Annotated in this window: 20 protein-coding genes and 1 pseudogene; 16 read left to right on the top strand and 5 right to left on the bottom strand. The window is 47.1% G+C overall.

The annotated features are described in order from the left end of the window. Window positions 1-135: 135 nt before the first annotated feature. From ACPXXB_RS10730 to ACPXXB_RS10720, 3 genes are read left to right on the top strand one after another with little or no spacing between them, the layout of a single operon-like run. The gene (locus ACPXXB_RS10730) at window positions 136-1,452 is read left to right on the top strand and encodes a valine--pyruvate transaminase (protein ID WP_423907322.1); all 1,317 of its coding nucleotides are present in this window, start codon (window positions 136-138) and stop codon (window positions 1,450-1,452) included. A 35-nt stretch (window positions 1,453-1,487) separates the two neighbouring features. Continuing rightward, the gene (locus ACPXXB_RS10725) at window positions 1,488-2,696 is read left to right on the top strand and encodes an ATP cone domain-containing protein (RefSeq protein WP_423907320.1); all 1,209 of its coding nucleotides are present in this window, start codon (window positions 1,488-1,490) and stop codon (window positions 2,694-2,696) included. Further along, window positions 2,686-4,002 carry an alkaline phosphatase family protein gene (locus ACPXXB_RS10720; RefSeq protein ID WP_423907318.1) on the top strand — a complete coding sequence of 439 codons (1,317 nt, stop codon included), beginning with the start codon at window positions 2,686-2,688 and terminating at the stop codon, window positions 4,000-4,002. The genes ACPXXB_RS10725 and ACPXXB_RS10720 overlap by 11 nt, the downstream gene beginning before the upstream one ends. A gap of 118 nt (window positions 4,003-4,120) precedes the next feature. Here the strand turns inward: ACPXXB_RS10720 and ACPXXB_RS10715 are convergent, their stop codons facing one another. The 3 genes from ACPXXB_RS10715 to ACPXXB_RS10705 form a co-directional block, all read right to left on the bottom strand. After that, window positions 4,121-4,747: a hypothetical protein gene (locus ACPXXB_RS10715; RefSeq protein ID WP_423907316.1), complete on the bottom strand. Its 627-nt coding sequence runs from the start codon at window positions 4,745-4,747 to the stop codon at window positions 4,121-4,123. A 258-nt stretch (window positions 4,748-5,005) separates the two neighbouring features. Next, window positions 5,006-5,908 (bottom strand): DNA-methyltransferase, encoded by a 903-nt coding sequence (locus tag ACPXXB_RS10710; RefSeq protein ID WP_423911133.1) that lies wholly within the window; start codon window positions 5,906-5,908, stop codon window positions 5,006-5,008. Window positions 5,909-6,077: 169 nt separating this feature from the next. After that, window positions 6,078-6,881 (bottom strand): arsenite methyltransferase, encoded by an 804-nt coding sequence (locus tag ACPXXB_RS10705; RefSeq protein ID WP_423907314.1) that lies wholly within the window; start codon window positions 6,879-6,881, stop codon window positions 6,078-6,080. Window positions 6,882-7,386: 505 nt separating this feature from the next. Between ACPXXB_RS10705 and ACPXXB_RS10700 the strand changes: the two genes are divergently transcribed. The 8 genes and pseudogenes from ACPXXB_RS10700 to ACPXXB_RS10665 all read left to right on the top strand — a co-directional run bounded on the left by ACPXXB_RS10700 (window position 7,387) and on the right by ACPXXB_RS10665 (window position 19,061). Next, window positions 7,387-8,349, top strand: coding sequence for an acetyl-CoA carboxylase carboxyltransferase subunit alpha (locus ACPXXB_RS10700; protein WP_423907313.1), 963 nt, complete (start codon window positions 7,387-7,389; stop codon window positions 8,347-8,349). Next, window positions 8,346-9,794, top strand: coding sequence for a tRNA lysidine(34) synthetase TilS (gene tilS / locus ACPXXB_RS10695; protein ID WP_423907311.1), 1,449 nt, complete (start codon window positions 8,346-8,348; stop codon window positions 9,792-9,794). Before ACPXXB_RS10700 ends, tilS begins: the two co-directional genes overlap by 4 nt. Window positions 9,795-10,129: 335 nt before the next feature. Next, a complete protein-coding gene (locus tag ACPXXB_RS10690) occupies window positions 10,130-11,779 on the top strand; it encodes a CTP synthase (protein ID WP_423907310.1) in 1,650 nt (549 codons plus the stop codon). Window positions 11,780-11,827: 48 nt separating this feature from the next. Continuing rightward, on the top strand, window positions 11,828-12,655 hold the full coding sequence (gene kdsA / locus ACPXXB_RS10685; protein ID WP_423911130.1) for a 3-deoxy-8-phosphooctulonate synthase: 828 nt from the start codon (window positions 11,828-11,830) through the stop codon (window positions 12,653-12,655). A gap of 115 nt (window positions 12,656-12,770) precedes the next feature. Beyond that, window positions 12,771-14,075 (top strand): phosphopyruvate hydratase, encoded by a 1,305-nt coding sequence (gene eno / locus ACPXXB_RS10680; protein ID WP_423907308.1) that lies wholly within the window; start codon window positions 12,771-12,773, stop codon window positions 14,073-14,075. Window positions 14,076-14,086: 11 nt separating this feature from the next. Continuing rightward, window positions 14,087-14,362, top strand: a complete 276-nt coding sequence (locus tag ACPXXB_RS10675; protein WP_423907306.1) for a septum formation initiator family protein — start codon at window positions 14,087-14,089, stop codon at window positions 14,360-14,362. A gap of 35 nt (window positions 14,363-14,397) precedes the next feature. Then, window positions 14,398-16,847: pseudogene (locus ACPXXB_RS10670) on the top strand (type IIL restriction-modification enzyme MmeI). Between the two features lie 1,050 nt (window positions 16,848-17,897). Then, a complete protein-coding gene (locus ACPXXB_RS10665) occupies window positions 17,898-19,061 on the top strand; it encodes a Fic family protein (protein WP_423907304.1) in 1,164 nt (387 codons plus the stop codon). Between the two features lie 54 nt (window positions 19,062-19,115). Here the strand turns inward: ACPXXB_RS10665 and ACPXXB_RS10660 are convergent, their stop codons facing one another. Continuing rightward, the gene (locus ACPXXB_RS10660) at window positions 19,116-19,937 is read right to left on the bottom strand and encodes an MOSC domain-containing protein (protein ID WP_423907302.1); all 822 of its coding nucleotides are present in this window, start codon (window positions 19,935-19,937) and stop codon (window positions 19,116-19,118) included. Between the two features lie 66 nt (window positions 19,938-20,003). Here ACPXXB_RS10660 and argE point away from each other — a divergent pair, with 66 nt between their 5' ends. Together argE and folP are read left to right on the top strand one after the other, a co-directional pair. Next, complete coding sequence (gene argE / locus ACPXXB_RS10655; RefSeq protein WP_423907300.1) at window positions 20,004-21,164, top strand: acetylornithine deacetylase; 1,161 nt, start codon at window positions 20,004-20,006, stop codon at window positions 21,162-21,164. Between the two features lie 6 nt (window positions 21,165-21,170). Next, window positions 21,171-22,475, top strand: coding sequence for a dihydropteroate synthase (gene folP, locus ACPXXB_RS10650; RefSeq protein WP_423907299.1), 1,305 nt, complete (start codon window positions 21,171-21,173; stop codon window positions 22,473-22,475). 34 nt (window positions 22,476-22,509) lie between these two features. Here the strand turns inward: folP and apaG are convergent, their stop codons facing one another. Beyond that, entirely contained in the window at window positions 22,510-22,887 is a 378-nt protein-coding gene (gene apaG, locus ACPXXB_RS10645) for a Co2+/Mg2+ efflux protein ApaG (protein ID WP_423907297.1), read from the bottom strand. 193 nt (window positions 22,888-23,080) lie between these two features. Here apaG and ACPXXB_RS10640 point away from each other — a divergent pair, with 193 nt between their 5' ends. From ACPXXB_RS10640 to ACPXXB_RS10630, 3 genes are read left to right on the top strand one after another with little or no spacing between them, the layout of a single operon-like run. Next, window positions 23,081-23,971 (top strand): ABC transporter permease, encoded by an 891-nt coding sequence (locus ACPXXB_RS10640; RefSeq protein ID WP_423907296.1) that lies wholly within the window; start codon window positions 23,081-23,083, stop codon window positions 23,969-23,971. After that, a complete protein-coding gene (locus tag ACPXXB_RS10635; RefSeq protein WP_423907294.1) occupies window positions 23,964-24,821 on the top strand; it encodes a quaternary amine ABC transporter ATP-binding protein in 858 nt (285 codons plus the stop codon). The genes ACPXXB_RS10640 and ACPXXB_RS10635 overlap by 8 nt, the downstream gene beginning before the upstream one ends. Before the next feature lie 7 nt (window positions 24,822-24,828). Continuing rightward, window positions 24,829-25,053, top strand: coding sequence for a hypothetical protein (locus ACPXXB_RS10630; RefSeq protein ID WP_423907292.1), 225 nt, complete (start codon window positions 24,829-24,831; stop codon window positions 25,051-25,053). The last annotated feature ends 194 nt before the right edge of the window (window positions 25,054-25,247 follow it).

The raw sequence follows: 25,247 nt of genomic DNA, 5'->3' as shown, positions 1-25,247 counted from the left end.
TGCGGCTTTTCTATTTGCGCTGCCATTGTTAGATAGACAGCAGGCCTGGATTTTTGTCGAATAATCTGTCAACAACTCGAGTAATTATTCTCTTCAGACTATTCAAATACGGCACATCCAGGTCAACTACATTCAATGAAATTTTCAAATTTTTCCAATCATTTCAACCAGGATAGCGGCATCTTGCGGCTTATGAACGATCTTGGACATGCGCTCAATCTGGACCAGGAAATTTATATGTTAGGCGGTGGAAACCCAGCGGCTATTCCGCAGATTGAAGTCTGCTACCGAGCAGAAATGATTCGACTTCTGGAGAATGGAAACCAGTTTGAAAAAATGGTGGGAAACTACGATCCCCCACAGGGAAACCAACGCTTTATCGAAGTGCTTGCTGAGTTGCTGAACGATACTTGTGGCTGGTCAGTCACCTCAAAAAATATTGCCATTACCAATGGCAGTCAGGCCAGCTTTGGTATTTTATTCAATCTGTTTGCGGGTCAATTCGCTGACCGAACAAGCAAGAAAATACTGTTGCCGATGACCCCGGAATATATTGGCTATAATGATGTGGGACTTAATGAAAGTGAAATATTCCGGGCAAATCGTCCGGTTATTCAGATCGATAAAGATGACCGCCTGTTTTTCAAGTATCAAGTCGATTTCAGTGCAATTGATATCGACGATGAGTGTGGCGCAATCTGTGTTTCCAGACCAACGAATCCAACTGGAAACGTAATCACTGACACGGAACTCACGAAATTAAATCAACTGGCAAAGCAAGCAAGTATTCCTTTAATCCTCGATGGTGCGTATGGTCTCCCTTTTCCTGGCATTATTTTTACCGATGCCATGCCTGTTTGGGATGGTCATATGGTTTTATGTTTGAGTTTATCAAAGTTGGGGTTGCCTGGAGTCAGGACCGGCATCGTTATTGCAGACGCGGAAATCATCGACATGATAACCCGTTGCAACGCCATATTTAATCTTTCTCCTGGACGATTCGGGCCTTCTTTGCTGACCCGATTGGTCAAGAACAAAGATCTCATATCGCTGTGCGATACCATCATCAAACCCTATTACAAGCTGCGCGTCGATCAGGCCGTGAATCTGGTGCGAGAATATATGAGCGATCTGCCGGTTAGAGTCCACAAACCTGAGGGGGCCATGTTTTTGTGGCTGTGGTTCGAAGGCTTGCCGGGTACCTGTGAGACACTCTATCAAAATTTAAAAAAACGAGGCGTCTATATCATATCCGGCAGCCATTTCTTTCCGGGATTGAAAGAAAACTGGGAACACAAACTGCAATGTATCCGCGTATCTTATGCGGGCAATGAGAAGCAAGTGGAACAAGGGTTAAAAATCATTGCACAGGTGGTTCGCGCAGCGTATCAGGGCGCGCACCATGAAGCAGCACGCATTAAAGCGGTACGCATTAAAGCAGCAAAGGCCTAGATGATTAATGTCAATCCTGAATTTTTATCCTGACCATGTCTAAACTAATAGTCGTCAACCAGGAAAACGACACGCGGATTCCGTTCCTGCGAGGTATGTTGGTTAAGTCATTACAGGAAGCCGGATTGGAATTTGTGGATGCCTACAACGTAGCCAGCGACCTCCGAGATGATTTGGATGACAGCGACGAAGTGACTACCGATGAATTACGCGAGCGCATAACAGAAATTCTCACCGATGACCATCCGGGCACGATACCCAAACAATACCGCAAGGAAGGCATATTCCGTGAAAACCTCATCGTTATCGGCGGCGGCGGAAGCAAAGACCCGTTTTCTCGCGGGTTGCATGTCCAACGACTTGAAAGCTGTTCTATTGCAAGCGCTCAATGTATATCAATTACACGAAAAATTCACAGTCATTTAATTAAGAACAAAATAAGGGAAATAACTTCTCGCCGATTAACGTCATTGACTTATTCGGTTATTCGAAAAGAAGTGGATCAGCAACACGCCGATTACTATTTGGTATGGCGAGATTTTCTCAAGAACAGCTACCCGCTGCTACTGTTTATTGGCGGGGTTCCCGGCAGCGGAAAAAGCACCATCGCAACCGAAGTTGCAAATCGTTTGGGCATAGTTCGAACCCAGTCAACCGATATGTTGCGTGAAGTCATGCGAATAATGATTCCCGAAAAATTGTCCCCGTCATTGCATGCCTCGTCTTTTAAAGCAGGAAAAGCCATGCACATTCCTGATCTGTACAACAATGCAGACGACCATCTGTTTTATGGTTTTCAAATGCAGTCAGAAATGGTCGAAGTCGCATGTGAAGCGGTCGTTCAACGCGCCTTGAACGAAAATGTTTCAATGATTGTTGAAGGTGTCCACATTCGTCCTTCTCTGCTTGGGCGCATCGAATCATCAGAGGCGGTAGTCGTGCCGATATGTTTGGCGGTATTGAACAAGAAACGCCTTATCCGTTTTATCAAAGGCAGGTTCAGTGAGAACAAACAAAGGAGAGCCAAACGATATTTGGAAAATATCGATGCAATCCTGCAACTGCAAACAATGCTTTTATCAGAAGCGGATAATGAAGACATCGAGATTATTGACAACAAAAAAGTGGCTGATACGACATTGGATATTATTAACATCATCATCCAAACGATTTCGGTAAAGTACAAAAACAGGATCGTTGCCTTGCGGAAACAATATAGCGGAAATAATATTCATGACTCGTAATCGATTCAAGGGTTTGGTCATTATTCTCGATGGTTTGGGGGATCGCCCATGCCCGGAACTCGATGGTAATACGCCGCTGGAATTTGCCGACACTCCAGCGCTTGATCAGTTAGCGCAAAGTAATCAATGCGGATTGATGGATCCATTGTTGCCGGGATTACCGGTTGACACCCATACCGGGGTCGGCATTTTATTTGGATTACCCCCAGGTGTTGCCTCTTGCCTTTGTCGCGGACCCATTGAAGCGGCGGGAATTGGGCTGGATTTGCACGTTGGAGATCTGTTATTCCGGGCAAATCTGGCGACTGTTGAAAAGCATGCATCCGATTTTCATATTAAAGATCGTCGGGCCGGACGCATTAGAGAGAACGTGGATAGCTTATGTAGCGCACTTGAGGATATCGATGTCGGCTCCGATATTCTCGCGTCGCTGCACCCCGCCACTCAGCACCGTTGTGTTTTACGTTTGCGAGGCTCTCATTTATCCGCACAAATAAGCGATACCGATCCTGGGGGAAAGGGAATTGACCAGAGAATATTAATGTCCAGGGCGAATAATAGCGAGGATGAAATCGCTCAGCGCACCGCCGCCGCCGTCAATCGCTTTACAGAAATATCGCATGCTGTTTTGTCATCCCACCCGGTTAATCAGAAAAGAATACAAGGCAACCAGTTGCCCGCTAACGGGATCATTACCCGAGGCGTCGGCGCACACCAGAATTTTAATAATATCCTCGCCTATCTCAATCTGAAAGTTGCCGTTATTGCTGGTGAAAGCACTATTCTCGGACTTGCAAATTTGTTCAGTTTTACCACGACGACTGATTCAGACTTTACCGCACTACCCGATACCGATCTGGACAAAAAACTGGCTTTTGCAAAAACGGCGTTAGCAACCCATGACTTGGTTTACCTGCATATAAAGGCCACCGATACCACAGCCCATGACCGCAACCCGCGTGCAAAAGCAGAGGTTATCAATCGATTTGATACGGCCCTGGGTGAAATGATTTGGGGCGAAATGAGCTCGGCTAAAATTAATCTGGAAGACACCATACTCGGCGTTTGCGCTGACCATTCAACCGATTCGTACCGGGGAGAACATAATGGCGACCCGGTGCCGGTTCTGATTCACAATCCCCTTGGGCGCAAGGATCGGGTCAACCGATTTAACGAAACGGATTGCGCAACTGGCGCACTTGGAAGGCTAACCGCTCAAAGTTTCCTGACCTCAGTGCTTGACGCTATGGGGTGTTTGTCAAACTACAAGGCTTCGGAGATGGAATACTATCGGTTAACTCACTGACCCCATTTAGAACTGCAATTATTGATATCGCTATGGGCAATTGCATTTGGAAATTATTTCTTGTTTCTCTAACACCGAGAAGGATGAGCGTCGCCTTTGATGTCTTTGTTAGGCGATTTTATTCCAAAAACCTCCAAATATCAGTGAATACAAAATTATCAAATGCCTTTATATGATCTTTTAATATTTTTTCAGTAACCATGTTAGGGCGAATATCACAATAATATACGTCATCAAGTGGATTTAATTTGACAGTGTAGCCCTTAAAATGACCAGTAAGGAACGTAGCATTAATACCATATTCCCCCTCTTTTCCTTTCCTTTGCACGTCATTCAAAAAAATTGCAAAATGCGGGGTACTTGTATCCGTTAATTTGTTGTACAAAAATTTGTCGATAAATATTTTATCTATTCTATCTTTACTTGATGTTTTCACGGAACCGATAGCTTTTGTTTTTGTACCGTCCTGAACTATCAAATCATGCTGGTAGTTCATTTTAAATGTTATTTCACCATCTATTTTAACAGGTACAGATATAGTTCCTTCAATAACATTCACGCCAATGTCAGATATTACTAACCGAATGAATCGTTCAAAAAGATCACCATTAATTTTACGTGCTGTATTCGACTTTTTAGCTGGAAGCGCATCAAGTGCAGCACCTATACATTGTTGAGCGGTGTAAATTGTTCGATTTACTATATTCCTATTTTCCTCGCTGTCACTGCCTCTTATATCACCCATGATTTTTAGAAATTCTGTACTCTCTTTTTCAAACTCTTCAAGATTATATAAAAGATTTGAGTTGATAGGTCTTGTTACATTATAAGTTCCATCTTTTTTGTATTGGAATAATTGATAATGATTTTCATTTCTTGAAACAATAACGGCTTGTAAATTTGTTTTTATGAACTCAAGATAGCCGAGAGCGAAATCAATATAGTCACTTATCTGAATAAATCAGTTTTTTTTCGCAAGCGCCGACAACAAGTTTATTGAGATTCATCTAATAGAGTTCCTTCTTTTTTCATTGGCTTTATCAAACTTCATCCATTCGTCTTTTGTCTTTCTTTGGGCGCTTTCCAGTCGGTTGACGGCCCACTCGTTGTATTCTGGTTCAACTTCACAGCCAAACCATTTTCGATTTAGTTGTTCAGCGACTACTATTGTGGTCCCTGAACCTGAAAATGGATCAAGCACAATGTCGCCTTCGCTTGACGATGCAAGCACAAACTTTCTCACTAATTCCTCTGGTTTTTGTGTTGGATGTGATGTTGTTTCTCCCATACCATTGCATGTGGTAGGTACTTCTATAACATCTTTAGGTTTTGCACCTCCTGGATGAGGCACCCATACATCTTTTCGTTTTCCATTATTACCATACTGACTTGATTCAGCCTGTGGATGTGATGGGTATTTCAAAGTATGCTTTCCATAAGGTATGCGGACATCATCAACATTAAAGGTCTGTTTCCTGTTTTTTCTAAGGTGTAACAAACTTTCATGAGAGCGCCCCCAATCATTGCCTAGATTAGCTTTATTTTTATAATACCAAACGATCCATCGACAAGACTTAAAATACCTCATTGAGGGGTGTTTTAAATCAGCTAGAATCTCAGAAAAGCCACAGACATAAAGCGTTCCATCCTTCTTTAAGACCCTTGATGCTTCACTAATCCACTGCATAGACCAATCAATATATCTTGTTTGACTTTCAAACTTATCCCAATCGGCTTTATTAATGTTGTAAGGTGGATCAGCAAATATCAAATTCACACTTTCTGATTGAAGTGATTTTAGCCATTCGATACTGTCGCCTTGATAAAGATTCCCATTTTTATGCTCATAAACCAAACTAAATGGCTCCGTTTCTTTAACAGTATGTAATTTATGCTGTAAAGGCATATCAAATGATTTTTGTTGCATTGTCTATGGCTCATATTGTACTTGATTTCATGCTTCCCAACTTGGTTTGGTTGGAGCCTAACACCTAGTTTATCGACTGCCAAAATATGGTGCGGCTGTGGCATAACGGAAGCCATGCCGTTTTTGGTGGTCCGAGTGCAACGCCTGGTTATGCCTTTGGTTTGATTGCCTCAATGGTTGCAGAAACAACATAATCTTCGATCTTGCTATCCGGCACCCAATTTCGGATAAAATCCCTGCTCTCATCCTTTGGTTTAATCGCTATTTCATCAAACCCGGCATCTTTGAGCATGGTTTCAATAGCTTTGATTGATGAGGCCCCAGACATACACCCGGTAAATAACGCCATGTCATTTTTGAACTTTTCCGGCAACTCAGCGGTCGCCACGACATCTGATATAGCAAGTCGTCCGCCAGGCTTCAGCACCCGCAACGATTCCCGAAAAACCTTTGCTTTTTCCGGCGATAAATTAATCACGCAATTGGAAATAATAACATCCACGCTCGAATCGGCTACCGGCAGATTCTCTATTTCACCGAGCCGAAAATCGACATTGCCATAACCTGCATCAGCCGCATTTTTTCGTGCCTTGCTCAGCATTTCATGGGTCATATCAACGCCTATAACTTGTCCTGATTCTCCCACTTCCCTAACGGCGAGAAAGCAATCAAAACCACCGCCGCTGCCCAAATCTAAAACCGTTTCCCCGGGTTTCAGCGAGGCAATTGCTTTTGGGTTGCCGCAACCCAGGCCCATGTTTGCGCCGTCCGGCACTTCACAAACATCAGTGTTTGAGTAGCCGAGTTTCATTGAGGTCGTTTTGGCATCGGAACTCGATTCATCGCAACATGAAGTTGCTGAATTTCCACAATCTGAATTATCTGATTCGGCTACCTTGCCATACTGTTCCCGAACGGCTTTGCGAAGATGGTCATTTGCGAATTGAGTCATTGCTGATTCCTGTCTTGAGGTTTAAAAAAGTAATTACACGGCGATAGCTGAAGGCAGCAGAAAAGGATGTAAATATTGAGGAATTATATACTTGATTTTCCGTAAAACAAAGCAGTTGCATTTTAGAACTATCAATATTCTATTCCCACCATCACCAAACCGCTACGGGCTCCCATGTCGGGTTGCCGCCGAATACAATACCTTAGTTGGAAATGCGGGGGAATGACGATCTTGTGCTGGCGCCGGCCCATGTATGGAGCAGGATTGGAACGATGTGGTATTATCAGCAACTCATTCCACCTGCCTGATTTTGTCTCATAAGGTATTGAGTCGGGACAAATGGTTTAAAATTCAAACGTATATACATTGAGACCTTTGCATAATTCAAAATACTATCGGAAGTGGGACTTTAGTCCCGCCATCGGCAATCATCTTGCGCGGCTAAAGCCGCACTTCCGGTAATTATGCAAAGGTCTCACATTATTAAAACCGCACTAAAATTGTTATGAGTCTTGATTATCTCGAATTTGAGAAACCTATCGCCGAGTTACAGGAAAAAATTGCCGAGCTACAGAGAGTCAGTTCAGCCGGCGAGTTAAATCTGGGCGCTGAAATCAGCCGGCTGCGCGCGAAAAATCTGCGGCTGACAAAAGAGATATTCGCCAAACTTGGAGCCTGGCAAATTACACAAATCGCCCGCCATCCTTTGCGCCCGTACACGCTGGATTACATTGAAAGAATTGTGGTCGATTTTCAGGAACTGCATGGCGACCGAATGTATTCCGATGATGGCGCAATTGTTGCTGGACTGGGGTGGATTGATGGCCACAGAATCGCCATTGTTGGCCACCAGAAGGGTCGGGATACCAAACAACGCACCAGACGCAATTTTGGTATGGCAAGACCGGAGGGCTACCGTAAAGCCCAGCGGATAATGCGGCTGGCTGAGCGATTTAGCCTGCCAGTAGTCACATTTATTGATACGCCTGGCGCCTATCCCGGAGTCGGCGCCGAGGAACGGGGGCAAAGCCAGGCCATTGCACAATCTATTGAAGTGATGGCGACATTGAAAACCCCCATAATTTCCGTGGTCATTGGCGAAGGGGGTTCTGGAGGCGCGCTTGCGATTGGGGTATGCGATAAATTGTTGATGTTGAAATATTCAACCTATGCGGTGATTTCCCCCGAAGGATGTGCCTCTATTTTGTGGAAGAGTGCGGATAAGGCCGCCGAAGCCGCTGAAGCGATGGGGGTAACGACTCGGGAGTTATCAAAATTTGGTCTGGTCGATGAAGTTATTGCCGAACCACTGGGCGGTGCACACCGAGACTATGATGAAACCGCCCGGTCGGTCAAAGACAAAATTGTTGACGCGCTAAGAGAGTTTGAGAACGTCGATAATGAGCAACTGCTTGAAAATCGTTATGCGCGGCTCATGAGTTTTGGGAAATTTGAACTTAAAGCGTGAACTTAAAGATTAAGCAATCCACTACTGACTTTTCCGCCCAGGCGCTATCCAGGATTTTATTTGAAAACTTTGGACTGGCTGAGAATACACAGTTTGTGGTTGCTTATAGCGGTGGGTGCGATTCCCAGGTTTTGTTGCACGGACTGGCATCTTTACGCAATCAATCAAACATTAATATCATTGCGGCGCACTTTGATCATGGATTACAACACCAATCTGCGATTTGGACCAAGCAATGCGAACGCTGGTGCAATGAGTTTGAGGTGCGTTTCGTTTCTGTTCGTCGGACAATTAATGCTAAGCTGGGGGAAAGCATTGAAGCAAATGCGCGGGATGCCAGATACCATTGGCTTGATGAAATTTCGCAACCTAAGCATGTGGTGGTCAGTGCCCATCATGCTGACGATCAGGCGGAAACTTTTTTGTTAAACCTGTTTCAGGGAAAAGAAATTGAACAACTTGCAGGGGTCTCGCCTGCAAGACCAATAGTTCATGGATCGAAAACCCAATTGATTCGTCCATTGCTTGGTTTTAGCAGAGCGCAATTGATGAGCTACGCACAACTGAAAAAACTAAAATGGATTGAGGATCCGATGAATCATGATATCCGGTTCTATCGAAATTATATTCGGCATGAGTTAATGCCCACTCTGAGTCATCGATGGCCCGGTATTGTTATCGCACTAAACCGGGCGGCCGATTCCTGCCGTCGGATCGCTGAATGCGATAGAGCGAAATTATCAGCGTTGCACGAAAGCGGCTGCTGCCCACAATTCAGAGGTGTTTTTTGTTTAACCGATCCGTTGCATCTTGATCAGTTTTTGGATGTGCCCCAGGTTAATGAAAAGAACCAGTTTGAAGTGACTGGATTGATCCGTTACTGGATTCACAACGCCGGTTATGCGTCTCCTTCAAATGGACAATTGGCGACCCTGTATCACCAAATTGTGGCGCAACAGGCATCACAGGCAACCCTCGAGTTCAATGGCCCGGATAGTCCGGATAACCTGGCGGCACGGTATTATAATCGTCATTTATATCTCACCAAGTCGATGCCGGGCCAGAAATCCCGGGGGCGGAGATATTTAACCATGACCTGGAATATGCAGGCAATGAACATTCCTGAATATGGCATAGCGGTGGAAATAGCGAATGCGGAATCGGGAGGAATACAGCGGCGCGCTATGCAAGGAAAAAAGATTCAATTAGTTTGGCGAAAAGGCGGTGAGCGGGTGCGGCTGAATAATCGACAGCATCATTCTTCATTGAAAAAATTATTCCAGGCTAGTTGTGTACCGCCTTGGGAACGGGATTGTCTGCCATTTTTAAAAATCGACGATGAAATAGCCTGGGTCCATGGTATTGGCGGGTTGGGAGAATATGCAGCGGATTCGAGTAATTTGGGAATCCGCCCCCAATTTTCCCGGCTTAATGATGCGGATTAACGATTGAGAGTTTTACCCTTTTGTTGTATATTTTTTGGATATGCCCAGACCATAGGGCATAAAGGGCATAAACGTCTCAGCATTAAATTTGGCAGTACCACAAAAGGGTATGCCGTTACCGTTAAAGAGAGCATGTATCAGGCGCGCCTGCATTTGGTAGTCTATCCTCCCGTCCGGGGAACTGCATTCGGGTCATTCCCTAAACACATCCGCACCCTGAACGATTATTAATGTTTGGTTGATTTATTATGGTTATTTAGCCTGTTTTATTGAGTTAAGTAGTGCAATTGAAGCCAATGCAGGGTATTAAAATTTACTAGTAACTACGGGTCGCTATGACAAAATTCGTTTTTATAACCGGCGGGGTTGTTTCTTCACTTGGCAAAGGCATCGCTTCGGCATCTCTGGGCAGCGTCCTGGAAGCCAGAGAGATCAAGGTGACGCTGCTTAAGTTAGATCCCTATATCAATGTCGATCCCGGTACCATGAGTCCGTGTCAGCACGGCGAGGTGTTTGTGACCGAGGATGGCGCCGAGACCGATCTGGATTTGGGGCATTACGAACGCTTTGTTCGCACCACCATGGGCAAAGCAAATAATTTTACCACCGGCCAAATTTATGAAACGGTGATTCGGAAGGAGCGGCGAGGGGATTATCTGGGTGGCACGGTGCAGGTGATTCCGCATATTACCGACGAAATCAAGGCATCGGTGATAGCCGGGGCTTCGGGGGCGGAAATTGCATTGGTGGAAATTGGCGGCACAGTGGGTGACATCGAATCATTGCCATTCCTTGAGGCCATTCGCCAAATGCGGATCGAGTTTGGCAAGAAAAACACCTTGTTTATGCATCTTACATTGGTGCCTGAGATTGCAGTTACCGGAGAGATCAAAACCAAACCCACTCAGCACTCGGTAAAAGAGATGCGTTCAATTGGTATTCAGCCGGATATATTATTGTGCCGTGTTCGGGACACACTCCCCGATACTGCCCGTAAAAAGATTGCCTTATTCACTAACGTGGAGGAGGAAGCCGTTATCTCGGGTGTCGATGTCGATAACATTTACGAAATTCCAAAATTGTATGTGGCGCAAAAAATAGACCAGATTGTTATCGAACAACTCAATATCAAAGCGCGTCCGCCGGATATGTCGGAATGGGACCGGGTGCTGGAAAACAGCATTCATACCGAAAATAAAATCACCATTGCCATGGTCGGCAAGTATGTCAGTCTGACCGAGTCCTATAAATCGCTGTCAGAAGCATTATTTCACGCCGGCATTCAAACTCGTACCAAAATTGAAATATTTTACGTTGATTCAACCGAGATCGAAGAAAATGGCGCCGCAATGCTGGAACCAGCTGACGCTATTCTGGTGCCGGGCGGATTTGGTGAAAGAGGTGTTGAGGGCATGATAACAGCGGTGCAGTATGCGCGGGTCAACAAGATTCCTTACTTGGGCATCTGTTTGGGTATGCAGGTGGCAACCATTGAATTTGCGCGTAATGTTGCGGGTCTGAAAAATGCGCACAGTACCGAATTCGACAAGAAGTCGCCTCATCCTGTGATTGCGTTGCTCACCGAATGGATTGACTATAAGGGGCAGCGCGAACGGCGAGACGAAAATGCCAATCTGGGCGGCACCCTGCGCTTGGGAGCGCAGGAAATTCACCTTAAAAATGGTTCCAGGTACAAGCGTATTTACCATAAAGAGGTGATCAAGGAGCGCCATCGGCATCGTTTTGAGTTCAACAATAACTATATGAAACAACTCGAAGATCGCGGTTTGATTTTTTCCGGGTTGTCATGCAACGGCTTGGTTGAGATTATCGAACTTGAAGATCATCCCTGGTTCGTGGCTTGCCAGTTTCATCCCGAATTCACCTCAAACCCCAGAGACGGCCATAGGATGTTCACCGATTATGTTAATGCTGGACTGAAGCGCCAGCAGTTAGCGGCAGAGCCGCAACCAACCAAGGCATAATCGACACACGAACATTCAATTTATAACTTTCAATATTATAAGCGGATGATGAATTTACCCACATTCAAGACAAACCATGATAAGCCGTTCTTTTTGATTGCCGGGCCATGCGTCATTGAATCGGAAGAAATGGCATTATCTACTGCCGCTGTGTTAAGGGAGATCACCGATAAGTTGAGTATTGAGTTTATTTATAAATCATCATTTGACAAAGCCAATCGTACTTCTGTCGATTCTCCTCGCGGCCCCGGTCGGGATAAGGGACTGGAAATTCTCAACAAAGTAAGAGAGCGAATAGAAGTCCCGGTATTAACCGATGTCCACAGCATTGAAGATGTTACCGATGCTTCTGAAGTTGTGGATGTCCTGCAAACCCCGGCATTTTTATGCCGCCAAACCGATCTAATTCAAGCCGCGGCATTGTCAGGGAAGCCGGTGAACATCAAAAAGGGGCAGTTTCTGTCACCCAATGAAATGCAGCATGTGGTGGATAAAGCGAATAGCGCTAATAGTGATGCAACGATAATGGTGTGTGAGCGAGGTTCGAGTTTCGGCTACAACAATCTGGTGGTGGATATGCGTAGTCTGGAAATTATGAAATCGACCAAGTGTCCGGTCGTGTTCGACGCCACCCATTCGGTACAGTTGCCCGGTGCGGGCCAGGGAAAGTTCAAGGGGAAATCCAGTGGTCAGCGTGAATTCGTGCCGGTTTTGTCTAAAGCCGCCATTGCGGTAGGCGTGGACGGCATATTCATGGAAACTCATCCAGACCCGTCAAATGCCTTTAGTGATGGACCTAATGCCTGGCCGTTGGATCAAATGGAAGCACTACTTAAACAACTCATCGCCATTGATCGCCTGATCAAATCCATATGAAGCCAAATCAATATAACGAATATTTGGCCTTGAAAACTGTGATTATTAAGCCCTTCATTAGTCGGTTACGGTTCGTAGTCAAATTTTATTACTCAGAAACCAGTACGCTTTCAATATGACGCAGTCACCAACACAAGTTAAAGATATAAATGCCTGGGAAATTTTAGATTCACGGGGCAACCCGACCATTGCGGTGGATTTGGTTTTAAATAACGGGTTTTCTGGCAGTGCCGCCGCCCCATCCGGTGCGTCAACCGGCTCACTTGAAGCATTGGAGTTGCGAGATGGAGATAAGCAACGATATTTGGGCAAGGGCGTATTGAATGCCGTTCTAAATGTAAATACCGTATTGAAAAGTGCAATTCGTGGTCAGGATGCTCTGGACCAAAGGCATATAGACAACACCATGCTGGAATTGGATGGCACAGAGAATAAAAGTAATCTCGGTGCGAATGCGTTACTGGCTGTTTCTCTGGCATCAGCCCATGCTGCCGCCAATGCTCAGGGTATTCCGTTATACCAACACCTGGGCGCGTTGTATGGCAATCACAAGTTTACTTTGCCGGTGCCGCAAATGAATATTATTAATGGTGGCGCTCACGCCGATAATGCCATTGACTTCCAGGAATTCATGATTTTGCCGGTGGGATTTCCAATTTATTCTGAGGCGCTGCGTTGTGGCGTTGAAATTTTTCATTCCCTGAAATCCGTTCTATTGGCCAACAATCTGAGTACCGGAGTAGGGGACGAAGGCGGGTTTGCGCCGCAGTGCGCGTCTAATGAGGAAGGTTTGGGCCTGATTATGCAGGCTATCGAAAAAGCAGGCTATCGCCCCGGTGATCAAGTAATGATTGGACTGGATGCGGCCAGTTCGGAATTTTGTAGTGATGGAAAATATCGATTAAAAGCGGAACGGCTGGAATTAGACTCCAGTGAATTTGCCGAGTATTTGCAGAACTGGGTTAATAAATATCCCATTATCAGCATTGAAGATGGAATGGATGAACTGGATTGGGAGGGATGGGCGCAGTTGACCAAGATTTTAGGCGATCAGGTACAACTAACCGGCGATGATTTGTTTGTGACCCATACTGAAATACTGAAAAAAGGCATCGATCAAGGCATCGCCAACTCGATTTTGATAAAATTTAATCAAATTGGCACGCTGTCTGAAACATTTGACGCCATCAGTATGGCCCAGCAAGCGAATTATTGCGCCACCATTTCCCACCGTTCCGGGGAAACCGAGGATACCACCATTGCGGATTTAGCGGTTGCCACTGCCGCTGGGCAGATTAAAACCGGGTCATTATGTCGATCTGAGCGGATGGCGAAGTACAATCGACTATTGAAAATTGAGCAGACATTGGGCGACAATGCGGTATATGCTGGCGCAGACGCATTTTCTAATTTGAAATAGTACGCGATAAATTGAAACCGATTAACCTCATATTGCTTATCATTTTTCTGGGCGCCCAATATGCGTTGTGGTTTGGAGATAAGAATGTTTTCGACTGGTATCGTCTTAACCAGGCAGCCGAGCAAACTCGGTTGGAAAACGTGGAACTTGATCAAAGAAACCAACGGCTTGTTGCGGAGGTGATCGATCTCAAGGAAGGCGGCGAAACCGTGGAAACCATTGCCCGGTCGGTACTCGGTTTAATAAAGAAGGGGGAAACCTTTTACCAGATCATCGACAATAAGTAAAAATAATTAGCGACATAAATAATTAACGGACATAAATGCCCCTAAGCTGGAACGAAATCCGCGCCCGCGCCCTGACCTTCTCCAATGAATGGAGCAACGAATCCTCCGAAGGCGCCGAAGCCAAATCTTTCTGGGACGGTTTTTTTAATATCTTCGGCGTGTCCCGCCGCCGTATCGCGTCCTTTGAAAAGCGCGTAAAGAAAATCGACGGCAAGGACGGTTATATCGATTTGCTGTGGAAAGGCGTGCTGCTGATTGAGCATAAATCGCGCGGTAAAGACCTTGATCGCGCCTGCCGTCAAGCATTGGATTACTTCCCCGGCATAAAAGAGCGCGACTTGCCACGCTACATGGTGGTGTCCGATTTTGCGCGTTTCCGATTGTATGATCTGGATGCCGATCTTGATAAAAGCGCTGCCGAGCATGAATTCGCCTTGGAAGACCTGCACAAAAACGTCCACCGCTTCGCCTTCATCGCTGGCTACCAAACCCATAAGATCAAAGAGCAAGACCCGGTCAACATCAAAGCCGCCGAGTTGATGGGCAAACTGCACGACCAATTGCGCGACATTGGCTACGCCGGCCATGATTTGGAAGTGTATCTGGTGCGCCTGTTGTTTTGCCTGTTCGCCGAAGACACCGGCATATTCCAGCGCCAGCAGTTTCAGGACTACATCGAAGATCGCACCTTTGAGGACGGCGCCGATTTGGGCCACCATCTGGTCACCTTTTTTCATCTGCTCAACACGCCGTCTGAAAAACGGCTCAGCAATCAGGATGAACAACTCAACGCATTTCCATATGTCAACGGCAAGCTGTTTGAGGAAATGCTGCCCCCGGCCGCATTTGACAGCGCCATGCGCCAAGCCTTGCTGGCATGTTGCGCGCCGCCCATAAAAACGGACAAATGGTGATCGACATTCACCAGATGATACAACTGGATGTCGATCAATTTTATGGCATCGAAATCGAAGAGTTCCCGGCGCAAATCGCGCAGGTAGCGTTATGGTTGGTTGACCATCAAATGAATCTGCTGGTCTCGCAAGAGTTTGGCATGTACTTCGCGCGTATTCCGTTGCAGTCGAGCGCGAAAATAGTGTATGGCAATGCGTTGCGGATGGATTGGCGCGAAGTGATTGCGCCGGAAAGATTGAATTACATCATGGGGAATCCGCCGTTTATCGGGCAACGTTATCGACCCGCTGATAAAACAGCCGAAATGCTTGCGTGTTATCGTAACCCAAAAGGTGTTGCAATGGTGGATTATGTGTCAGCGTGGTATTGCAAGGCGGTTAATCACATTGCCGACACCAATATTCGATGCGCATTTGTTTCCACCAATTCCATTATTCAGGGCACACAAGTAGCTCCCTTGTGGAATGAATTGCGAAGTCGAGACAAGGTTCATATTCATTTCGCTCACCGAACTTTCAAATGGAGCAATGAAGGCAGAGGCAAAGCCGCCGTGTATTGCGTGATTATTGGTTTTGGTTTGCACGAAGCGAAAACGAAAAAATTGTTTGAATATGAAAATATCAAAGGCGATGCCCATGAAATAAAAGCAAGAAACATCAATCCTTATCTTGTTGATGGGCCCGATGTTATTGTGAAAAGCCGCAACACACCGCTTTGCCTGGTTGCGCCCGTGGTGCGCGGCAGTAGCCCGGTTGATGGCGGAAATCTGTTATTGAGCGAAGAAGAAAAACAAGAATTAATTACCGCAGAACCGCAAGCAGAGGAGTGGATTAAACCCTATTCAATGGGAAACGAATTTATCAACGATATTCCTCGTTTTTGTTTATGGTTAAAACATTGCCCACCGGACAAATTGCGAAAAATGCCGAATGTAATGAAGCGCGTGGAAGCGGTAAAAGAAATGCGTAGCAAAAGTGCGAAAACAGCAACGCAAAAGTATGCAAATCAACCGACCATTTTTATGGAAGACAGGCAAGGCGACTGTTCATATCTGGCAATACCTCGTGTCTCTTCAGAAAGGAGGGACTATATTCCAATTGGCTATTTGCCGCCCGACCATATAGCCGGCGACAAACTTTACACAGTGCCCAATGCAGATTCATATCTTTTCGGCGTGATTACATCATCAATGCACATGGCTTGGATGCGAGCCGTGTGCGGTAGATTGGAAAGCCGATACAGCTATTCAAACACCATCGTCTACAACAACTTCCCCTGGCCCAAAACCCCAACCGAAAAACAAACCGCCGATATCGAAACCAAAGCCCAAGCCATCCTCGACGCCCGCGCGCAATTCCCCGACTCCACCCTCGCCGACCTCTACGACCCGCTGACCATGCCACCCCTGTTACAAAAAGCCCACAACGCATTGGACAAAGCCGTTGATCGTGCCTACCACCGGGCTTCGGATAAAAGAGGCGCCTTCAACAACGAAGCCGACCGCGTCTCGTTTCTATTCGACCTCTACCAACAATACACCGCACCAATATTACCGGAAGTGAGGCTTTAGCCTCGCCAAGCCGTTGCAAATGTCGGGACTAAAGTCCCGCTTCCGGGGCATGATAGCCGGAAGCAGGGCTTTATCTTCGCCAAGCGATTGCAAATGTCGGGCCTAAAGTCCCGCTTCCGAGGCATGATAGCCGGAAGAGAGGCTTTAGCCTCGCCAAGCGATTGCAAATGGCAGGACTAAAGTCCCGCCTCCGGGGCATGATTGTCGGAAGAGAGGCTTTAGCCTCGCCAAGCCGTTGCAAATGTCGGGCCTAAAGTCCCGCTTCCGTGGCATGATAGACCGGAAGAGAGGCTTTAGCCTCGCCAAGCGATTGCAAATGGCAGGACTAAAGTCCCGCCTCCAGGGCATGATAGCCGGAAGAGAGGCTTTAGCCTCGCCAAGCCGTTGCAAATGTCGGGCCTAAAGTCCCGTTTCCCGGGCATGATAGTCGGAAGCAGGGCTTTATCTTCACCAAGCGATTGCAAATGTTGGGGCTAAAGTCCCGCTTCCGGGGCATGATTGTCGGAAGTGAGGCTTTAGCCTCGCCAAGCGATTGCAAATGTCGGGACTAAAGTCCCGCTTCCGGGGCATGATTGCTGGAAGTGAGGCTTTAGCCTCGCCAAACGGTTGTGGGTGGCGGGACTAAAGTCCCGCTTCCGGGGCATGATTGTCGGAAGAGAGGCTTTATCCTCGCCAAGCCATTGCCAATGACAGGACTGAAGTCCCGCTTCCGGGGCATGATAGACCGGAAGAGAGGCTTTATCCTCGCCAAGCCGTTGTAAATGTCGGGCCTAAAGTCCCGCTTCCGGGGCATGATTGCCGAATCAATCTATTATTTGTAATAAAAATGACTATTTATACAACTTTTATTGAATAATTGATTGAATAACTGATCTAAAAAATGCCCAAGATAAACACTATAACTGATTGTATTATAAAAAATTATATTTATAATATAATTAGATATTTATTTTTCACCAAAAAATTGCCTAAAAAATTGCTTGAAAAATTAGTCAACAATATGGAATAATGTTGCACACTTACAAGATGCTTGTATGGAGGATACGAAAAATGTCATTTGAGCACCTGAGATTTACCCGCCAGTGGGAATTATCCGCAGAAACAACTTATCAATTGGGCCAATGTCGTGGCTTGGTTGACAGTCTTTCAATGGCGCCGATCAAGCCCGAAGCCAAAGGCAACCTCAAGCAGGTTTCCCTGATTAAAGGGGCTCAGGCGACCACCGCCATTGAGGGCAATACGCTTACAGAGGAAGACATAAGAAAAATCCTGAAAGGCCAGCATCTTCCACCAAGCAAAAATTATCAAGAACAGGAGGTGGATAACATTCTACGAGCAATGAATGAAATCAAGGACGATGTGCTTACACAACCGTCACCCGCAATCATCGCTCCAGAATTGTTAAAACGCTATCATCTTCTCGTCTGCCGGAATTTACCCGCGCCATTTAATGCGATACCAGGAGAATTCGCTCAATCACAACGCGCAGTGGCAGGCTACCGATGTCCCCCGCCCGGCGCAAGAAAGAATCAGGTCGAGGGGTTGGTAAGGCAGCTTTGCGATTGGTTGCAGACCGAATTTGGGTTCGCATTCGGCAAGCAGTCATTTAGAGACGGGATTATTCAGGCTATCGTTACTCACGTCTATATTGAGTGGATACATCCTTTTGACGATGGCAATGGACGTACCGGCAGATTGGTTGAGTTTTATCTGTTGCTCAGAGCCGGAGTGCCGGATGTTTGCGCCCACATTTTATCTAATCACTACAACAATACCCGGCCAGAATATTACGCTCATATACAAAAATGCCAAAATCAACGTCAATTAACCTCATTTATAGCCTACGCGGTTAGCGGGTTTTTAGACGGACTCAATGAGGTTTGGGAAACCGTCGCCGGTGGGTTGCTTGAAAGAGTTTGGCGGGGGTATGTTTATGATAAATTCGCCGAGATAAAATGGAGCAAGCCCACTTTCAAAAGAAGGCGGCGATTGCTATTGGACATGCCGCTTTTTGAGTCATATGATATTGAATCTATTCAACTTGCATCGCCTAAAATTGCCCGGGAATATGCCAAGGTGAATATTTCCACGATGAAAAGAGATATTCGTAGTTTGATAGACGCAGAGCTATTGGTTGAGAATCCCGAATCCAGAAAAATTTCAGCAAATATCGGGATTCTGATTGAGCAATATCCTGAAAGGCTGCAAAAATAATTGCGTCATCCCGAGTAGAGCCTGAGCCAAACAAAACCGAGGTTATCTGAGTTATCAGTTTACAATAGAGACACGATCGCCGATGCTGACACTGCCTTCGCCATCGGGAATTGAATTCATCCCAAAATAAACCTTGCCGCCTCTTTGGCGATAGCTTGATAAGGTATGGATCGGCTCCGGGCCGGCAAGCACGCCGGTTTGTTGATTAACGGTGGGGACCGAACATCGCGCGCAAGGTTTCACAATTCTTAAATTAATATTGCTTGAATCATTATGGCTTGAATTATTATTGACTCGAATAGTATGCCAATGATCTTCGGCAAAGGCATCGCAACCTTTAACCACAATATTGGGCCTGAACCGGTCCATGCCCACTGGCGCCTGTAGTCGCTGGTTCAAATCGTCCAGTGATTCCTGGGATAACAATAACAAAGGAAAGCCATCGGCGAATTTTGTATGCTCACCTGAGTTTGCGAATTTCCGGTCGCATTGCCTGATTTGGTCGGCAGGAAATGAAACCAGTTTACAGGGTGAATCCAGAGCCTGACTCAGCCATTCGTTGGTTATCGGATGGTATTCCAACGCACTGATCTGATCGCCCCAAACTTCAGTATTTATACGCTCAGCATTATCACCGACGGGCTTGACAACGTGGGCTTCCATGCCAAAGGTCGACAGCACCAGCACATCGTCAACTATCTCAGTTTCAATCAAGGCCATTTGCGGAAAACTGCGTTGCGTCATAAATGTTCCGTCCGCTTGCACCACCATCCATTGCCGGTCGAATTGAAATCCAGCCAGGGTAAGCCGTGCGGATTGCAGAGATATGCCGCCCAGAGACTTAACCGGATAGACATGAATTTCGGAAATGTGCATTTTAGTATTGAAAATTTATGAGAATTATACCTGTAACAGTCGCGCGAAACTTCTATAATGCGGTGCATGAACGCACCACCGAAAACGACCGATTTATTGTCTCAGCTAATTAGTTTCGATACCACCAGTCGAAATTCCAATCTGGATTTCATCGAATTTGTCGGCGCCCTGCTTGAGCCATATGGCATAAAAACCGAATTGACTTTTGATGATAAAAAGAAAAAAGCTAATTTGTTTGCGACCTTAGGCGGCGGCAACCAACCCGGCATCGTGTTATCCGGGCATACCGACGTGGTGCCGGTAGATGGACAGAATTGGTCCACCGATCCATTTCAGACTGAAATAACCGGCGACAGGATGTTTGGCCGTGGCGCTTGTGATATGAAAGGATTTATCGCGATATGCCTGACAAAAATCGAGGAAATTTTGGAAGCGGATCTTGCCACCCCAATACACTTTGCCTTTTCCTACGATGAAGAGGTTGGATGTTTAGGGGTCACTGGACTACTCGACGAGTTGAAAAAGAAACCGATCCAGCCCAAAGCCTGCATCATTGGCGAACCCACCAGCATGGGCGTAATTCGGGCCCACAAAGGGGTGTTATTCAAGCACTGTTGCGTGCGCGGAAAATCGGCACATTCCTCGCTGGTGAATCAGGGTGTTAACGCCATAACGGTGGCTGCCAAAATCATTGCATATGTGGATGCCATCCAGCAACGTATTCAAAATGAAGGCCCATTCGATAACGAATTCGATCCGCCCTATACCACTTTGCATTGCGGCGTGATGCACGGCGGTACGGTAAACAACATAATCCCGAACCAATGCGAGTTTGATTTTGAGATTCGTAATTTGCCGGATGAATCTACCTTGCCGTTGTTTGAAGAGATTGATGCCTATATAAAAACACAGCTGCTGCCGGCTATGCACGCCGTATCACCGGATACGGGCATCAATTGGCAGACCCTGTCGGATGCTCCGGGCATGGATACGCCTGCGGATGATAGCTTGATTCCCATGATTTCCAGGCTCTTGGATAGTACCGTTGCACCCGGCAAAGTTAGTTACGGTACCGAAGGCGGCTATTTCCAAACTGCGGGCATACCAACCATCATTTGCGGTCCGGGCAGCATCGAGCAAGCGCACAAGCCCAATGAGTTTATTGACCTTGCCCAACTTAAAAAAGGCGAACGGTTTATAACCGCGTTAATTGGCTCCCTGAAGTAAATCCCCATGGCGATTTTTTTTGGATTGGGTTCCAATGAGGGAAACCGTAATGCCAATTTGCAACAAGCTGTCGAACAACTAAAATCCAGTGGCTTTGAAATATCTGCAATTTCCCCGATCGTTGAAACGCCGGCGTTGCTGCCCAAGAACGCAGAGCCATCGTGGAATAAACCTTTTTTAAACTGCGTCATATCGGGGCAAGCGAGCTGGCAGCCCAGCCAGGGACTGAAAATTGTCAAGCAAATAGAAGCCAATTTAGGTCGCGGCCGCATATCGAAAACCGGGGCGAAAACATGGGCCCCGCGCACTATCGATATCGACCTGCTGATTTGGCATGACAAGATCGTTGATTCAAGAAAATTGACCCTTCCTCATTACGCCGTAACCGAGCGTGCATTTGTACTCACCCCATTGCTACACCTGCAACCCGATCTGGTCATTCCCGGGCAAAATCAAACGGTGTTTGATTTGTGCAGGACGGTTAAGCCGTCGCCGTTATGGATGGGAGTTTTAAACATTACTCCGGATTCATTTTCTGATGGCGGCGTCTGGGATAATGATGGGGACGATGATGAGGCGCTGATTGGACAGATCGATGCCATGATCGAAGAAAATGTGCAAATTATTGATATTGGCGCAGAGTCCACCCGCCCAAACGCGACCGCAATTGATGCAGACGAAGAATGGCATCGCCTGCAACCGGCGTTAAATTTAATAAACCAGAGATTAGACCGGTTGAGCATCAGACCAACAATTTCTATCGACAGTCGTCATGCCGCTACGCTGGAAAAAGCATTGCGCCACGGTGTCGGCATGATCAATGATGTCACTGGGTTTCGCGAGCCTGCGATTCGGGAGATGGCAAAAGCCAGCGGTTGTCAGGTTGTGGCGATGCACAGCATGAGCATCCCGGCGGATGCTAAAATAGTGTTGCCTGCCAGCGATACCGCAGTCAACCAACTACGCGATTGGCTGAACAGAAATATTGACCAATGGCTGGACGACGGTCTCGATCTGAACAAGATTATTTTCGACCCAGGCATTGGCTTCGGTAAAAACTCGCTTCAGTCTTTTGAGTTATTGCAACATTGTAATGAGTTAAAAGATGCTGGGTTGCGCCTGTTGATAGGGCATTCCCGAAAATCCTTTATGAGCGGATTTACCGAGCGGAAATTTGGCCAACGTGATCTGGAAACTCTGGGGATTTCCCTGGCATTATGCCAACAGGGGGTTGAAATTATTCGGGTGCATAATCCAGTGATGCATATTCGCGCCTATCGAGGCTGGTCGCACACTTCCAGGATGGATTAGACCGGGATGAATCAGAACTTGTGTGGCAATACAATTAGTGGAAGACAACTTGTGCTGACAATGTGAACACCGGGATTACCGCGTCAAACAGTCCGCCGTTTTCATCCTGCATTTGATAACTGCCCATCATCGAACCGACCGGGGTTTGCAGAATGGTACCGCTTGTATATTGAAAGCTTTCTCCTGGTCTCAAATGGGGATGCTCGCCGATAACGCCGGGACCTCTGACTTCTTCGGTTTTGCCTTCAGAGTTGGTGATGATCCAGTGCCGAGTGAGCAACCTGACGGCGATATTTCCGCGATTTTCCATGTACACGGTATAAGCAAAAACAAATTGGTTGTCCTCGGGTATCGATTGGTCCTGGAGGTATTGCGGGGTAACCGAAATGTGTATTTGCTGGGTTTTACTCATGCCTTGATTAGAAACTATCTCACAATGGGTTGCAAGCAGCAGCTTTGCCAATTGCCCTGAATCCGACAGAGATAATGAACAGTATTTTCCAATCCTTGGATGAGTCTAAACAAAGGTCGGTCAGGTCAAAGCATCAAGCCTGTTTGCTTTCCCGGCGAACAGGCTTTTTTTTGACATCAAGACGGAGGCGTCTATGGATTTCCTTTCAGAATTCCCGGAAATGGAACGCCAGGAGTTGCGCGACCTAAAAAAAGGCATCGATGCCGGGTTTCGCGAGTTTTCACGGGAATACGGCGAGTTGATCGAGAATTTTTTCGAGCCGCTTTTATGGTTCTTGGTTCGGCTGGAAAAGTTGCTGATCGCCACGCCCTGGCCGATGATTATTATCATCATGGCGATATTGGCATGGGTCGGCTCGCGCAGCATCAAAATCGTGATCGGTTGCATATTGTCGTTTCTCGCCATCGGCTACTTCGGCATGTGGGAAGACACCATGTCCACGCTCGCCATTATTTCGGTTTCCACCATCGTCTGTATCGCAACTGGAATTCCTTTGGGTATATTGATGGCGCGCTCCGACCGCGCACAAGCGGTGGGCACGCCGATTCTTGACATTATGCAAACCATTCCCGCGTTTGTGTATCTCATTCCGGTGGTGATGCTGCTCGGCATCGGCAAGGTGCCGGGGCTGATCGCGGTTTGCATTTACGCCATTCTGCCCATCGTCCGCCTGACCAATCTCGGCATCAGGCTGGTCAGCAAGGAAGCACTGGAAGCGGCCGATGCCTTCGGCGCGAATTACAAGCAACGGCTGTTCGGCGTTCAGATTCCGCTGGCATTGCCGAATATCTTCGCCGGCGTGAACCAAACCATCATGATGGCATTGTCCATGGTGGTGATCGCCTCCATGATCGGGGTGGCGGGATTGGGAGTTCCGGTGCTGCGCTCGATTTCCAATCAATATCTCGCGCTCGGCTTAATGAATGGTTTGGCGATTGTCGCGCTGGCGATCATCTTTGATCGCATCTCCCAGGAATACGGCGATCGTTTACAGAAGCATCGCAAAGGCATTCATCATGACTGATCAGGCAAAAACCGAAACCAGGCCCGAAATAAAAATAAAAATCGAAAATCTTCACAAGATTTTCGGCGTACGGCCGCAGTCGGTGCTGGCGCAAGTTGAGCAGGGCATGTCAAAACAAGAACTGCTTCAGCAACACAACCATATCCTCAGATTAAAAGACATTAACATCGACGTTCCGGCGCGCGGCATCTCGGTCATCATGGGCTTGTCTGGCTCCGGCAAATCCACCCTGATTCGCCACATCAATCGCTTGATCGAACCCACTTCGGGCAAGATCATCGTCGATGACCAGAATGTACTGGCGATGAGCAAGGAAGAGTTGATCGAATTCCGCCGTCATCAGGCATCCATGGTGTTCCAGAAATTCGGGCTGCATGTTCACCGCACCGTTGCCGAAAACATCGCCTATGGTCTTGTCATTCAGGGAACGCCCATTGAACAGGCGAAGGAGCAAAGCAGGCACTGGGTCAAGCGCGTCGGCTTGGCGGGTTTCGAAGAGCATTATCCATCGCAATTGTCGGGTGGCATGCAGCAGCGTGTCGGCTTGGCGCGCGCGTTGGCGACCGACGCGCAAATCCTGCTGATGGACGAGGCGTTTTCGGCCCTTGACCCGCTGATTCGGTCCGACATGCAGGGCATGTTGCTGGGGCTACAAGAGGAGTTGCACAAGACCATTGTGTTCATCACCCACGACTTGGACGAGGCTTTACGGATGGGCGACAGCATTGCCATTTTGCGCGACGGCACGGTTGTTCAGCAGGGCGACCCGCAGGATATTATTCTGCATCCGGCGAACGACTACATTTTCGATTTCATCAAGGACATCAATCGCGCGCGTAATCTCGGTTAAATCGGTGATGACCGCCGATGACTCCGTTTCAGGACCGAATTTTCGCGATGACGTGGTGTTGGAGGATGCGCTGCAACAAGTGGTCTGCGCCGATGCCCGCACTGGAAATGTTGTGGATGCCGAGGGCACCGTGCTCGGCAGTGTTCATATCGATCAGATTATCGCTGGCATCGCCCGCCCCAAGGTCGATAGAGGCGGGGTCGAGGGCAATGGGGAAGCCCGGTATAAATAATCGACCGACGGCGGGGAAGCCGGCCCTCTGATATTCCCAAACGGCAGCCGTTCCCGCCGACCCCTATTCGCGGTTTTCAATCGCTTTCAATCTCGCCGCCACATTCCCCTTATTAAAAGAACCCGCCGATATAGGGCCCTATCATGCTGTCGCGATGTTTATTTATATTACCGCTACGCACAGCAAAATAAGCG

Origin of the sequence: Candidatus Spongiihabitans sp. (genome assembly GCF_965237845.1) — a bacterium.
In the GTDB taxonomy this organism is placed as follows: domain Bacteria; phylum Pseudomonadota; class Gammaproteobacteria; order Arenicellales; family Poriferihabitantaceae; genus Spongiihabitans.
Note: the sequence above shows the minus strand (reverse complement) of the source record. Positions and strands in the feature narration are given on the sequence as shown.